This window comes from Streptomyces sp. NPDC007971, from assembly GCF_042958635.1.
GTDB lineage: Bacteria > Actinomycetota > Actinomycetes > Streptomycetales > Streptomycetaceae > Streptomyces.
Genome location: NZ_JBIBJK010000009.1, coordinates 192456 through 206079, shown reverse-complemented (window position 1 = coordinate 206079; position 13624 = coordinate 192456). Strand labels below are relative to the sequence as shown.

The window sequence follows — 13624 nt, the reverse complement described above, 5'->3', positions numbered from 1 at the left end:
GCCGGGACAGGGCCGGACACCACGGCTCGGCCGCGGCCCGCCCGTGGCGTCTCGCTACCGGTGTTCGGGGTTGTCGGAGTCGCGGCGGCAGCCGGCGTCCCAGGCGCTGCGCTGGTTGCCGTAGGCGGGGATGCCGCCAAGGTCCTTCAAGGCACGGGCGAGGTGCAGCAGGTTCCAGGTCATGAAGGTGGTGTTGCGGTTGGTGAAGTCGTTCTCCGGACCGCCCGAGCCCGGATCGAGGTACGAGGGGCCGGGACCCGCCTCGCCGATCCATCCGGCGTCCGCCTGGGGAGGGATCGTGTAGCCCAGGTGCTGCAGGCTGTAGAGCACGTTCATCGCGCAGTGCTTGACGCCGTCCTCGTTGCCTGTGATCAGGCAGCCGCCGACCCGGCCGTAGTAGGCGTACTGCCCCGCGTCGTTGAGCAGGCTGGAGCAGGCGTAGAGGCGTTCGATCACCCGCTTCATCACGGAGCTGTTGTCGCCCAGCCAGATGGGGCCGGCCAGGACGAGGATGTCGGCCGCCAGGACCTGCCGGTACAGGTCCGGCCAGGCGTCCGTCTCCCAGCCGTGCTCCGTCATGTCCGGCCATACGCCCGTCGCGATGTCGTGGTCCACCGCCCGCAGGACATCGACGTGCACGCCCTGTGCGTCCATGATGGCGGTGCTCCGGTCGATCAGCCCCTGGGTGTTGCTCGTCTCCGGCGAGCGCTTGAGCGTGCAGTTGACGACCAGGGCACGCAGGTCGTCGTACTGGGCCGGCGGTGCGTCGGCGACGGGCGGTGCAGCGGTCATACGGTCCTCCCAGAGCCCTGCGGCAGGGTGCGCGGCGGCACGTCCGGATCCAGCGTCGGAGCCCGCGCGGGCTGACGCCACCACGGTGCATCCGAATGGCCCGCCGCCCGCCCCCGGCTCGCCGAGACCGCCAGGGCGAACGAGGATGGACAGCTCAGGCGCACCGGCTGCCGCGCACCGGCAGGCGCCGTGGGCGACGCGATGCGCGGTGCCGTCGACGTCGCCATCGGAAACGATCGCTGCCCCGTATGGCTGCACCGCTCTGCTCCACGGCACGGCTGCACCGTATGGCTGCACCGCTGAACGCCGAGGTTGTGGCCCCACGGCGGCGCATCGCGGCCCAGGATGGATGAGAGACATCGTCCGGTTGCCGTGCCACCACCTCGACGAGGCGGATTGTGATGATCCAGATGCGTCAGCTCACCGAGTGGCTGCGCCGCGAGGATCCGGTCCTGGCCGCCGTGCGACGGGCGGCCAGGGCAGCGGTGGTGATGCCCTCCCTCTTTGCGCTGTGCACCCAGGTCTTCCACGCGCCCGTCACGGGCACCTTCGCCGCATTCGGCGCATTCGCGATGCTCCTGCTGGTCGAGTTCACCGGCCCACCGGTGCAGCGGCTGCGTGCCCATGCGGCGCTCGGCGCGGCGTGGCTGGTGCTGGTCTCCCTGGGTACCTTCGCGTCGCGTTCGGTCTGGACCGCGACGGGGGCGACGGTCGTGGTGGGCTTCGCCGTGGTCTTCTCCGGCGTGGTCAGCTCGGTCCTGGCAGGCGCCACGACGTCGCTGCTGCTGGCGTTCATCCTGCCGGTGTCTGCGTCCGCTCCCCTGGCGCAGCTGCCGGACCGGCTGATCGGCGTGGTGCTGGCGGCCGGGGCGTCGATGATCGCAGTCTGCCTGCTGTGGCCGAGGACGCAGCCCGATCCGCTCAGCGCACCGGCGGCACAGGTGTGCCGAGCAGCGGCGCAGCAGCTGCGTTCGGACGCGGACTATTTCGCGGGCCGAGCCGTCGGCGCGGGCTTCGGGGAGTGCCGGGCCTGCGCCCAGGAGACCAAGGCGAGCACCCTGAAGCTGCGGGAGGCCTTCACCGCCACCCCCTACCGGCCCACCGGCCTGTCCACCGGGTCCCGGGCCCTGGTCCGCCTGATCGACGAGCTGACCTGGCTGAGCGCGATCCTTGTGGAGTCCGCCCCCGCCGCCGAGGACGGTTCGACAGGCACCCTGCAGTCCTCGGCGGTCCGCAGGGCCGCTGCCGCGGTGCTGGATCTGTCGGCGGAGATGCTCGACGATCCGGGCGTCGCGCCGGACCGACTGCGCGCCCGTACGCAGGAGCTCCGCACGGCCCTGACCGCGTTGGAGGACGGAGCGGTCAACCGGCTGCCGGGGCCCGGCGGCGGGGCAGGCGACAGGCGTGAACTCGAGGCCCTCGTCGACAGCCTCGATGTGACCTTCCGAGCCCAGGAGATGGCCTTCGTCGTCCTGCAGATCGCCCAGAACGTCGACACTGCCCGGGCCGCTGACCGGCGCGGCTGGCCGGACCGCCTGCTCGGACGCGAGCCGGCATCGCCGACCGGTCCCCTGACCAGCGCAACGGAGCGCGCGGCGGCGCATCTCGCACGACGCTCGGTCTGGCTGCACAACAGCATCCGCGGCGCCATCGGCTTGGGCATCGGGGTGGCGCTGGCCAACGTGACCGGCGTCCAGCACGCCTTCTGGATCATGCTGGGCACCCTGTCGGTGCTGCGTTCCAACGCCCTCAACACCGGGCAGACCGCCTTCCGGGCCCTCCGCGGCACCCTGATCGGCTCGGTTCTGGGCGCCGGACTGCTCCAGCTCATCGGGCACCACACGACCGTGCTGTGGATCCTGCTGCCGCTCGCGGTGATGACCGCGGGCGTCGTCCCGGCCGCGATCTCGTTCGCCGCCGGTCAGGCCGCCTTCACGCTCACCCTGGTGATCCTGTTCAACATCGCCCAGCCGGTGGGCCTGTCGGTCATCCTCTTCCGCATCGAGGACATCGCGCTCGGCTGTGCGGTGAGCCTGGTCGTCGGCCTGCTCTTCTGGCCGCGCGGCGCGTCCGCCGCCCTCACCAGGGCGTTGGCGGAGGCGTATGTCGACAGCGCGCGCTATGTGCGCGGCGCGGTGGGCTATGCGGTCTCGTGCTGTGCTTCCGGGCCGGGGACCCTTGAGGCACCGCCGGAGGGCCGCCGGGCGGCGGCTGCGGCGCGCCGGCTGGACGACGCCTTCCGGACGTATCTGGCCGAGCGCGGAGCGAAGGCCGTCCCGTTGTGCGAGACGACGACTCTGATCACCGGTGTTGTCGGCCTCCGGCTGGCCGCCGACGCGGTCCTGGAGCTGTGGCGTCGGGCCCCGGGCGGCGGACCGCTCGAGGACCGCGCCGCCGCACAGGGGGAGCTGTTGATCATGGCGGAACGGGTCGTCCGGTGGTACCAGAGCCTGGCCGAGGGGCTGGAGAGCCAAGGGCCGGTGCCGGAGCCGCTGAAGTCCGACCGGGTGAACAACTCCCGGCTGGTCGAGGCGGTCCGACGGGACCTGCATGACGCGGAGGGGCGGGCCACGGGGACCGGCGTGCGCATCATCTGGACGGGCGACCATCTGGAAGCCGTGCGGCGGCTTCAGTCGCCCGTCGCCGCCGCGGCCGGTGACACGGACGCGCGTGTCGCCGTGGCCGGATCCGCTTGAGCCCCGCAGGTGCCGACCGGGTGGGACCCTCGGCGCAAGGCTCTGGTTCACGAACTGCTCGTGCCGGCACCGACTCTCCGATCGTGCTCGGAAGCCCGTCGGGGCAGCCGTCCGCGAAACCGGCCGCCTCCGGCGGGCAGCCCCTGAACGGCAGCCTCTGGACAGCAACCTCCGACCTGCGGTCCCTGGCACAACAACCACCGGACAGCAACCTCCGACCTGCGGCCCCCGGCACAACAACCACCGGACAGCAACCTCCGACCTGCGGCCCCTGAACTGCAAGCTCTGGACGGGAGATGGCATTCGTGATCGAGTTAGGCATGAGTTCCTTGATTCGCCATGTCACCATCGACTCCACCGATCCCTATGCTCTTGCGGGCTTTTGGGCCCAGGCCCTGGACGGCTCGCTCTCCGACGACGACTTTCCGGGGGATCCGGAGGCCTTGGTGAAGGCTGCGGCGGCCACCCTGCTGTTCGTCAGGGTCGATGACCGCAAGACGGCGAAGAACCGCGTGCATCTGGACCTTCAGCCCCAGGACCGTTCCAGGGACGAGGAGGTCGAGCGCCTGCTCTCGCTCGGTGCCACGCTTCAGGGCGACCACCGACGGCCCGACGGAACGGGCTGGGTGACGCTGCATGACCCCGAGGGCAACGAGTTCTGCGTGGAACGCAGTGCGGCGGAACGGGCGAAGGGCTGAGGTCCGACCCTCAGGCGGACAGTTCAGGGCCCTCTCTTCCGGTCGGCACAGCCTCGTCGAATGTGACCATCTCCGTGACGAACCGCTCCTCAGCAGCCCAGTCGCCCGGCTTCGTGCGTCATTTCCGTTCTGATGTCGGGGACGGGCTCCCGTGCGGCAGCGGCAAGGAGGACCCGACGAGCCACAGGAGGAACGCACTCGGTCGGCCACCCCTTGAGCGCCCGGAGCGCCATGCGGCGGTTCCGGCTGGTGCGATTGCCGAGGGCTGTCTCGATCAACTCCCAGCCGTGGCCGGGGTGCTGGTCCAGTCGGCTCACGATGAGGTCGAGGACCCGATCGTCCTCGAACTCCCTTCCCAGGCCGAGTTCCGTGGTCGGACCGGTACGCAGACTCCTGAGGGGCAGGAGCCGTTCCGCCGCCCGGACGACGGCCGAGATGTCCTCGCTCGGGCAGTCGTGGATGAGCAGGTACCAGACGGTGCTGTCGTGAGGTTCCAGCTCCGCCCTGCGCAGCAGGGCCGGGCGGGCTGGAATGTCCATCCACTGTGCGGCCCACGCGGCGAGTCGGAAGGTGCTCGGCTCCTCGGCGGTCAGGGCGTCGCGTACGAGTTTCCGTGACACCGGATCGGCGAGCAGTGTCGTGAACCGGTGGCGAACACGGCGCCACTCGTGCTGCTCCTTGCACATCGTGCTCGCACGAGGGTCGTTCAGAAAGCGTCCGATCGACAAGAGGCTCCACAGTCGCTGCAGCGTGACGCCTCCTGCCGTGCAGTGGAGCAGGTAACCGTTCAGCGCGCGCACCGCGTCGTCGTACGACGTCAGTGCAGGTCCTGGTCCGTCGACATCCGTGAGTGCTTCAAGGACCCTGCCGGCGCCGGCCAGGGTTTCCTCGTCCAGGGTCTCGCGGGCGAGGACACCAGCGAGGTCACCGAGTCTTGCCGCGTGCAGTGCGAAATAGCTGTCCAGGGTGTCGCCTGTGCACGACTCACGGATCAACCAGTCCCGGATGTCGGTGTCGACCGCTCCTTCGAGTCGGCCAACGGCGTCGACGCGAGCCCAGCCTTCCGCCTGCCGGGCCAGTTCGGCCAGAGCCCGGTTGGGGTCGGTCTGGGAACGTACCAAGGACGCACAGGCCTCGGTCGAGAACGCCCAGAAGGCACCCAGCGTCTTCAGGATGCCACCGTCGTCGTCGGTCCCGGCCATGCCCAGCAGCAGGATGCCGAACCGGACGGCGTTGGGGTGTTCGCCGTGCACGGCGAACCACCGGCCCAACTCGCGTATGCGGTCGGAAGGAAGAGGGCTCGCGCGCAGAGTTGCTTCGACGGTGTGTGCATGATCCCGCCACACGATGCGTCGAAGCCGCGTGTCCAGGACGGACAGCATCGCGCGATCGGGAGCGGAACCGATGAGACGTGTGGCAGAGGCGGCTATCCGCGCAGCGGCGTACGTCGAACGGTTGGCGCGGCGGCTGGGCCGGGGCGCCTTCTCGGGGAGTTGCTGATGCCGCGGCCGGTCCGAGCGGTGACGCTCAACTGCCAGGGCGTTGCTGTAGAGGGAGGGGTGGCCGCTGAGAGTGCCGCCCAGGTCCCACGGCTGTGTCCGGGTCACCGGTCGAGGACCCGGGTGTCCTTTCGCTTGTTCATGCGGTGATCTTCACAGATGGGCGGGGAGGCACGCAAGAGCCGTGCCTCTGAACGGGATCAGCAACCCCGCTGTCGCCGAGGCCCCCCGCCCATGACGACGGACTGCCGACGTCCTGCGGTCGGCGGTTCCGTCGCAGGGGGTGGGTTCAGGACAGCCAGTCGGTGTAGTGAGTGGGGGCGATCCGGGCCTGTTCCGGAGCGGTGAGAACATCGCCCGGGGCGGCCGCGAACAGGCCCGCGGTGTCATCGGTGACGACGGAGCGCTTGTCGCCCTTGGCCGTCAGGGTGAGTCGGCCGAGCTCGTCGAGGGGGTAGACGTCGGGGCCGGCGATGTTGACGATGCCGTTCAGTGGCGTGCCCGCGGCGACTTCGGCGACGCCGGCGGCGACGTCCGCGGCCGCGATCGGCTGGATCGGCGTACGCGGCAGTCGGACGGTGTCGCCGTCGGCGGTCATGGACAGGGTCGCGTCCATGAACTCCATGAACTGCGTGGCGCGGACGATGGAGTACGGGATCGGTCCGGCCTTGAGGATGTCCTCCTGAAGCACCTTCGCCCGGTAGTAGTCCAGTGCGGGCACTTGGTCCACGCCGACGATCGAGAGAATGACGAAGTGCCCGACCCCGCCCTTCTCACTCGCGGCGAGGAGGTTGTCCATCGAGGCCTGGAAGAAGGGGAGCGAGGCGGCGTCGAAGGTCGGTGAGTTCGTCAGGTTGATGACGACGTCGGCACCCGCCACGGCCTCCTGAACGCCCTGACCAGTGAGGACGTCCACTCCCGTGGACAGGGAGTGCGGTACGGCCTGATGTCCGGCCGCGTTCAGGTTCTGCACGACCCGGGACCCGATCAGCCCGGTTCCGCCGATGACTGCGCACTTCATGGCATGCACCTTCCTCCGGTGATTGATGTCCGATATGTACCGCATGTGACCGAAGTCACACCTCAGAGCCGCACCGCGACGGATACTCGGACACTTTCTATCCGAGATATTACCCGGACATCGAGTGTCCGAGTCAACGGGAGCCCGGGTAAAGTGAGGGCGTGAAGATGTCCGGTGGGGTCGAGTGGGCCTTGCACTGCTGTGTCGTGCTGACCTCGGTGGAGGCACCGGTGCCGGCCGCGCGGCTGGCGCAACTGCACGACGTCTCGCCGACTTATCTCGCCAAGCAGCTCCAGGCCCTCTCCCGCGCCGGGCTGGTGCGGTCGGTTCAGGGGAAGTCGGGCGGCTACGTCCTGACCCGAGCGCCGGCATCGATCACGGTCCTCGATGTCGTCGAAGCAATCGACGGGCCCGACCCGGCCTTCGTATGCACGGAGATTCGCCGGCGCGGCCCCATGGCCAGCCCGCCCGAGTCCTGCACTGCGCCCTGCGCCATCGCCCGCGCGATGGCCGCCGCCGAGTCGGCGCGTCGCAACGTCCTGCGGTCCGTCACCATCGCCGACCTGGCCGACGACGTCGAATCCGACTCCGGGGGCGGCGCCCTGGCCGGCATCGGCACCTGGCTGAGCGCACCCGAAACGTAACGGCGCTGAACCCGCCCAAGGGCTACCACGGTTCGTCATTCGTGGGCCGGTCGGACGGGGTCGTCCGTCAAGGACGGCGAGCATCCGCGGTCGCGGTGGCCGTGTGCCGGACTGTCTCAGGGGCCCATTGCCTTGGCGATGGCCAGAACCAGTAGCCTTCCGCCGGCGTCGTAGGGCAGTGTGCCGACGGCCTGAACTGTGGGGGGACCACGTGAGCGGCGAGATCTACTTCAGCAACAACTACCGTGACTTGTGCGAGCGCAGTGGCACAGGGGCCGGTTTCCAGTTCGAGTTCTCATGCTCGCGCTGCCATGACACCTGGCGTTCTCCGTTCGAGGCGTACGCCGGTGAGCGGGCCGCCAGCTGGCTGAGGAAAGGCACGGACCTGGCCTGGAACCTGATGGGCAATACGGGCCGAGGGGTCACGTCCGCGGCCGACGGGCTGGCGGGAGCCGGCTGGGGGCAAGCCCGCGACCACGCCTTCGAGCGAGCGATCAGCAATGCGCAAGGACACTTCAACCGCTGTGCACGCTGCACCGACTACGTCTGCGGCCGCTGCTGGAACGCAGCACAGGGCCTGTGCCTGCACTGCGCCCCCGACACCGCAGCCGAGGCCGTGGCAGCCCAGCAGCGCGGCCTGAACGACATGGCGGCACAGCGGTCGTACGCGGCGGGACAGCAGGCCGGGCAAAGCTACGACCCCACCAGGCCCCGGCAGCTGGTCTGCCCCCAGTGCCGTACCGAGACCCACGGAGCCGCCTACTGCTCCGGCTGCGGTTATCACCTGGCCCAATCCACGCAGTGTGCCTCCTGCTCCGCGGTCCTGCCCGACGGTGCGGCTTTCTGCCCGGGGTGCGGGACACGGCGGTAGCGCAGTCGGCCCTGGTGCCGGTCCTGGCCCGGTCGGCGGCCTTCGCGCGGGCGCTGGAGACCGGGTGCCCTGGTGTCGGCGGGCGCGCGCGAGGAGGCACCGCCCGAGAAGCAGGTGCCGCTGGGCCAGACGCTGCCGATCACCAGGGCCGGGCTCATGCCGGTGCCCTGCTTGCGTTGCGCGGACGGCAGTTCGGGCGCCTCGGCGACGGACCGACAGTCCGAGCCGCTCGGCGGCGGGAGAGGTAGGTGCAGGCCAACACACCGAGACGTCCGCAGGAACCCAAGGCTCACCGGCACAGAGCGACCCTCGTCTTCCGGGATCTTCTCCGGCCCCGTCCGGACTGTCAGAATGCCGACATGCACACTCGGGGGGATGCGCAGCCGTGCCTTCGGCCGTTCGCCGCCGGGCCGGTCGGGGGGATCGCGGCTGCGGCCACGACGCTGCTGATCGCACTGTCCGGCCGCTACGGCTTCCACCGCGACGAGCTGTACTTCCTGCTCGCCGGCCAGCACCCCGCCTGGGGCTACCCGGACCAACCACCACTCACCCCGCTGCTGGCCAGGCTCGGCGCGGAACTGTTCGGCCCCACCCCGACCGGCGTGCGAATCCTGCCCGCGCTGCTCACCGCGGTCACGATCACGCTCACCGCACTGATCGCCCGAGAGCTGGGCGCCGGACGCGGCGGGCAGGTGTTCGCGGCAGGAGCCGCGGCCTGCGCGGGCTATACGCTCGGAATCGGCCATCTGCTCTCCACCGCGACCTTCGACCTGATGGTCTGGGTGGCGATCATTCTCGTGGCGCTCCGACTGATGCGCACGGGCGCATTCCGCTGGTGGCCTGCGCTGGGAGCGCTGGTCGGGATCGCGCTGTTGAACAAGCTGCTGGTGCTGGGACTGTTGCCGGCCCTGGCGCTGGGCGCGCTGACGGCCGGACCGCGCGGCTTCTTCCTGCCGCGTCCACGCGCACTGCTGGGCCCGCTGACCGCCGTCCTCGCGTCGCTGCCCTTCGCGGTCCCGACCCTGTGGTGGCAGGCCGTACGCGGTTGGCCCGAGCTGACGGTAGCTCACGGAATCAGCGCCGAGGTCGGGATCGGCGGGCGCCTGCTCGCCCTGCCGACGCAACTGCTCCTGTTCTCCCCGGTGCTGGCGCCCCTGTGGCTGACCGGGCTGAGCCGGCTGGTGCGCCGTCCGGAGCTCCGCTGGGCCCGACCGGTCACGGTGGCCTGGGTGGTGCTGTGCCTGCTGGTGCTGGCCGGCGGCGGCAAGGGGTACTACCCGATTCCGCTGCTGTACGCGATCAGTGCCGCCGGCTGCGAGCCCTACGCGCACTGGTTCCGAGAGCACCGCGCCAAGCTGGCAGGCGGACTGCTCGCGGCCCTGCTCACCGGCGCTCTGGCCGCCCTGCCGGTGCTGCCCGCCTCGGCCCTGACCGTGCCGATGGCCGTCGACCCCGACCTGGGCGAGGAGGTCGGCTGGCCACAGCTCGCACGCGCCACCGCCACGGGCTGGGAGACGATCCCCGCCGACCAGCGCGCCACCGCCGTGTTGCTCACCGCGAACTACGGCGAGGCCGGGGCCGTCGCACGGTACGGGCCCGCCCTCGGCCTGCCCGCACCGTACTCGGGCCACATGGGCCTGCACGCCTGGGGCCCGCCGTCGGCCACCGCCACCGGTCCGGTGCTGCTCGTCCATCCGGCGGGCTATCCCGAGTTGGAGCAGCACTTCACCGCCTGCCATCCGGTGGCACGCGTCGACAACGGGCAGGGCACCGCGAACCAGGAGCAGCACGCGGCCGTGGTGCTCTGCGCGGGGCCGGACCGGCCTTGGCCCGTTCTCTGGCCGCTGCTGCGCCGATACTGAACCTCCGCTGCCCGCCCACCCGTACGTGGCTCTGCACTCCTACGGCGAGATTTCGTGTCGAGCCCGCTCACCGCGAGATCGGTCTGATTCAGTGCGGCGGAGCTGCGAGGATGCGCCCTGTGGTTACGGATGCGGAGTGGGAGCGGATTCGAGGAAATCTGCGTGTCGGGCAGGTCTTCCAGGGCACTGTCGTGAGGGTGCCCGATCCTGGGGCGATCGGGACCTTCGTCGACATCGGTCTGGATGTGGGGGGCTTCGTCGACGTCCTGCTGTTGCCGGAGCAGGCAGAGCGCTGGCCCGCCGAAGGCACCGTCACGGATTTTGAGATCTGGTGGGCGGACAGCCGTCAACAGGTCCGGCTGAAGCCGTCCGATCCGCGCTACTTGCGGGAGGCCTTCACTGGCTTCGCTGCGCTTGTCAGGCCCAGTTGGCCATCCGAGGTCGGACAGCCGATTCCCGTCGGTCGGCACGCCGCTCGGCAGGTGATTTCCTCACGCCCCGATCCGCAGAAGCGCCGCGAAGTGTGAAACGCGGGCGCGGGCACCGGGCGTTTGAGTGAAGTCAGCGTTGCGACGGACCAGGTTGATCGCAGCACCCCCGTGAACTGTCGCCCAAGGCCTCGGTAGCGGGATCTGCGCAGGCCGCAGATGAGCGCCGTGCAACGGGCCTCACACCGGCCGCACCGTGATCATCCCGCCCGAGGCCGACAACCCCTGGCGTCCGCTGCGCAGCAGGATCCGAGCGCCAGTCCGGCACCCAGCCCGATCAGGGCACCGACCGATGTCCGCAACGCGGGCGACGCCCCCGCAACGGGCACGGCGGGCGGAGGGGAGGCAATGGGTGAGGAGGTCGTGGTCCGGAAGCGACCGCGCGAGCGTGCTCCTCGCCCACAATGGCCAGGAAGCGACGACCGACACGGCTGCCGGACGAGCTGGCGATCCAGGAGGCGTGAGCCCTGCTCCAGTAGTGCCGCCCGGCCTCTCCGGTGAACGTCCCGGCGAGCATGTCCCGCAGCAGACTCTGGCGAATGGTCCCGATCACGAAGCCCATCCATGCGTAGTTCATCATGAGGTCGGCATAGACACGCCGCTTCTGCGCGTGGGGATCGACATGAGTGCGGAAAATCCGGGAGCCGTGTGTCAGGCAACCCACGCCTCACTGCGCCGGTGCCGTTCCAACCCCACGGCTGAGAATTCGTCCTCGCCGGCGCCGGCCGTGGCGCCCAACTGCCGCAGGGTGCCCGTTGCGCGTACGTGCCGATTTTTCCGAATTGCCCGTGAATTCTGTGAGTTCGGCCAGTAGTGTGCGACGGGAGGTTTTCGGGATTCAGGAAGTTGCCGTCGCCCGATCCTGCTCACCGGCCGGTGGTGTCAGACGTCTTCCCGATCGTTCGTCCCTTCGACGGCGGCGGCCCGGGCGCCACGGCGGCCCAGCACGGTGCATCCCACAGCCACCAGACCGATGGCGATGATCCTGGCGGCCGAGTAGTAGCCGGACGCCAGTTCCTGTGGGGCGCCGGGCAGCCGGAAAAAGACCCAGGCTACCGCGAGACCCCCCAGGACGATCAGTGCGACAGCCCCCCACATCCCGAGGTCCGCCCACCACGGCGCCGGGCCGTAAGCCCGCTCGTCAATCTGCTCAACGTCCTTGTCGGCCACGGTCTGTTCTCCTGGGCGTGTGGTGGGCGGTCACGCGGGAAGACGCCGCCCCCGCGCGGAGGGTTCATCGGGCCGCACATTCCCCGTGCCCGCCAGCCGTGTACTCCACCGGCCCCACCGCCTCCCCGACCCGTGAGCTCGCACCCCGCCCCTGGCTTCCGGTAGCGGGCGAAGTGCGGACCACTGCAGACCACTATCTCGCCCTCGGCTCCGCGGTGCGCGCAATCGCACCCGGATCGGCCGACCTTCGCGCCACCCCTGACCAGCGAAATCCGCTCGACCACTCCGATAACATATTCGAACTAACGATGATCACCCGTTCATCCTTCACTGGACGACCAGGCCAGCCAGCACGAACAGCGACCTGGTCAACTAAATGACAAATCGGCCATACAGTTGATACCTAAAGCATCGCGGGCGCTTTCGCGAATGAACGACAGAACGACGATCGCCATGTGGCGTCAGCCACGGGCGATGTGGTGGGCCACGGTGGGTGTGGCCGCACTCGGCTTCCTCGTCACGCTGGAAATCGTCGCGCGTCGCTGCGGCGTACCGGGGCCGATGGCCAGTCAGGCGAAAGAGGTGATATTCGCCCCCAAACCAGGACCGGTGTACGCCGGTCTGATGTTGATGATGGTGGTGCTCACCTGGCGGCAACGGTTCGTCGCGGCCGGCGTCGCGATCGGCATCGACGTCGTCCTCGCACTGGTGCGGTGGGCGGTCGACGCCAGGACGAGCGACGGCCATTCCTTCGGTAACGGCGCGTTGTGGGTGATGTTGGGTTACGCGGTCATCGCCGTCACGCGCCGCACCGGCACAGAACGCGTCCTGCTGCTGAAAGGCGTCGGGCTGGGCCTGCTGATGGTGACCGGCCGCAAGATCGGCGACACCTGGCTGCTCATCACGTCGAAGACACGCCCTGCGGTGCTCGACCAGTACGTGGCAACCGCCGATCACGCGCTGGGCAATCCGTCGTGGCTGGCAGGCCGGGCCCTCAACGCCACCGGCCCGATCGGCACCCATCTTCTCGGCCTGGTCTACGCGCAGCTTGCGGTGGCCGCGATCGTCGTAGCGCTGTACCAACTGCGCAATGTGGGGGTCGAGCGCCGATTCCCGCGCCATCATCTGATGCGCACCTTTCTGGTGATCGGCCTCATCGGACCGGGCATCTACATGCTCTTCCCGGTGGTCGGACCCGTCTTCGCCTACGGCCCGGGCGCCTCCGGGACCGGCGGCGTGCACTGGGCGGTGGCCAATCTGTGGCCCCACACGCCGCCGCCGGTCAACACCCCGCACCCGGTGCCGTACGACGGGATCACCCCCCGCAACTGCATGCCCAGCCTGCACACCGCGTGGGCTACCGCGATCTTCATTCATTCCCGCAAGGGCCCACGAACGCTGCGATTCGCGGGCGCTTTCTGGCTGATTGCCACGCTCGCCGCAACGCTGGGCTTCGGCTACCACTACGGCACGGATCTGGTGGTCGGCGTGGTCTTCGCGCTCACGATCGAGACGGCTGTGCGCTCGCTCGAACGCGGCTGGGACCGGTCAGGAACCCAACTGGTCGTTTACGGCGCAACGGTCTTCGCTGCGCTCTTGGTGTCCTATCGCTATCTGCCGATGGAGATGGCCGCGCATCCGTGGGTGTTCGGCCCCCTTCTCATCCTGGCCATGGGCTCAGTGATCCACGGCTACGTACGGACCACCAGACTCTGGGATCCGACGGCCGCACCGGCGTGGCAACCGGAACCGCAACCCGAACCGGCATGAGTCGGGGAACAGCCGCGCGGTCGCGTCGTCGGGGAGCGCTGTGAACGGTGTCCCTCGACAGGCTTATTGTCCTTACGTCTTGACGTACGGGGTGTCTGTGCGCTTCCTTCCTA

At 69.6% G+C, this 13624-nt stretch carries 12 protein-coding genes; 7 read left to right on the top strand and 5 right to left on the bottom strand.

Annotated features, from left to right (window positions below; genetic code table 11):
• Positions 1–54: 54 nt before the first annotated feature.
• Positions 55–792: an NAD(P)H-dependent oxidoreductase gene (locus ACFZCP_RS20810; protein WP_391428654.1), complete on the bottom strand. Its 738-nt coding sequence runs from the start codon at positions 790–792 to the stop codon at positions 55–57.
• A 401-nt stretch (positions 793–1193) separates the two neighbouring features.
• Between ACFZCP_RS20810 and ACFZCP_RS20805 the strand changes: the two genes are divergently transcribed.
• Entirely contained in the window at positions 1194–3488 is a 2295-nt protein-coding gene (locus ACFZCP_RS20805) for an FUSC family protein (protein ID WP_391428652.1), read from the top strand.
• 320 nt (positions 3489–3808) lie between these two features.
• On the top strand, positions 3809–4186 hold the full coding sequence (locus ACFZCP_RS20800; protein ID WP_391428965.1) for a VOC family protein: 378 nt from the start codon (positions 3809–3811) through the stop codon (positions 4184–4186).
• An 89-nt stretch (positions 4187–4275) separates the two neighbouring features.
• Here the strand turns inward: ACFZCP_RS20800 and ACFZCP_RS20795 are convergent, their stop codons facing one another.
• Together ACFZCP_RS20795 and ACFZCP_RS20790 are read right to left on the bottom strand one after the other, a co-directional pair.
• Positions 4276–5793 carry a hypothetical protein gene (locus ACFZCP_RS20795; protein ID WP_391428650.1) on the bottom strand — a complete coding sequence of 506 codons (1518 nt, stop codon included), beginning with the start codon at positions 5791–5793 and terminating at the stop codon, positions 4276–4278.
• A gap of 181 nt (positions 5794–5974) precedes the next feature.
• A complete protein-coding gene (locus tag ACFZCP_RS20790) occupies positions 5975–6706 on the bottom strand; it encodes an NAD(P)H-binding protein (RefSeq protein ID WP_391428648.1) in 732 nt (243 codons plus the stop codon).
• Between the two features lie 167 nt (positions 6707–6873).
• Between ACFZCP_RS20790 and ACFZCP_RS20785 the strand changes: the two genes are divergently transcribed.
• From ACFZCP_RS20785 to ACFZCP_RS20770, 4 genes are all read left to right on the top strand, one after another.
• A complete protein-coding gene (locus tag ACFZCP_RS20785) occupies positions 6874–7350 on the top strand; it encodes an Rrf2 family transcriptional regulator (RefSeq protein WP_362696410.1) in 477 nt (158 codons plus the stop codon).
• A 211-nt stretch (positions 7351–7561) separates the two neighbouring features.
• A complete protein-coding gene (locus ACFZCP_RS20780) occupies positions 7562–8221 on the top strand; it encodes a zinc ribbon domain-containing protein (protein WP_391428646.1) in 660 nt (219 codons plus the stop codon).
• 359 nt (positions 8222–8580) lie between these two features.
• Positions 8581–10083 (top strand): glycosyltransferase family 39 protein, encoded by a 1503-nt coding sequence (locus ACFZCP_RS20775; RefSeq protein ID WP_391428643.1) that lies wholly within the window; start codon positions 8581–8583, stop codon positions 10081–10083.
• Positions 10084–10202: 119 nt separating this feature from the next.
• Complete coding sequence (locus tag ACFZCP_RS20770; RefSeq protein ID WP_391428641.1) at positions 10203–10610, top strand: hypothetical protein; 408 nt, start codon at positions 10203–10205, stop codon at positions 10608–10610.
• A 238-nt stretch (positions 10611–10848) separates the two neighbouring features.
• Here the strand turns inward: ACFZCP_RS20770 and ACFZCP_RS20765 are convergent, their stop codons facing one another.
• A complete protein-coding gene (locus tag ACFZCP_RS20765) occupies positions 10849–11235 on the bottom strand; it encodes a DUF6082 family protein (protein ID WP_391428639.1) in 387 nt (128 codons plus the stop codon).
• Between the two features lie 218 nt (positions 11236–11453).
• Positions 11454–11741: a hypothetical protein gene (locus ACFZCP_RS20760; protein ID WP_391428637.1), complete on the bottom strand. Its 288-nt coding sequence runs from the start codon at positions 11739–11741 to the stop codon at positions 11454–11456.
• Between the two features lie 453 nt (positions 11742–12194).
• On the opposite strand from ACFZCP_RS20760, the gene ACFZCP_RS20755 reads away from it, so the two are divergent.
• Entirely contained in the window at positions 12195–13511 is a 1317-nt protein-coding gene (locus ACFZCP_RS20755; RefSeq protein ID WP_391428962.1) for a DUF5933 domain-containing protein, read from the top strand.
• The last annotated feature ends 113 nt before the right edge of the window (positions 13512–13624 follow it).

Coding starts and splice junctions, on each gene's coding strand:
- ACFZCP_RS20800 (WP_391428965.1), top strand. CDS start 3,809: ATGAGTTCCTTGATTCGCCATGTCACCATCGACTCCACCGATCCCTAT.
- ACFZCP_RS20790 (WP_391428648.1), bottom strand. CDS start 6,706: ATGAAGTGCGCAGTCATCGGCGGAACCGGGCTGATCGGGTCCCGGGTC.
- ACFZCP_RS20805 (WP_391428652.1), top strand. CDS start 1,194: ATGATCCAGATGCGTCAGCTCACCGAGTGGCTGCGCCGCGAGGATCCG.
- ACFZCP_RS20755 (WP_391428962.1), top strand. CDS start 12,195: ATGTGGCGTCAGCCACGGGCGATGTGGTGGGCCACGGTGGGTGTGGCC.
- ACFZCP_RS20775 (WP_391428643.1), top strand. CDS start 8,581: ATGCACACTCGGGGGGATGCGCAGCCGTGCCTTCGGCCGTTCGCCGCC.
- ACFZCP_RS20810 (WP_391428654.1), bottom strand. CDS start 792: ATGACCGCTGCACCGCCCGTCGCCGACGCACCGCCGGCCCAGTACGAC.
- ACFZCP_RS20785 (WP_362696410.1), top strand. CDS start 6,874: ATGTCCGGTGGGGTCGAGTGGGCCTTGCACTGCTGTGTCGTGCTGACC.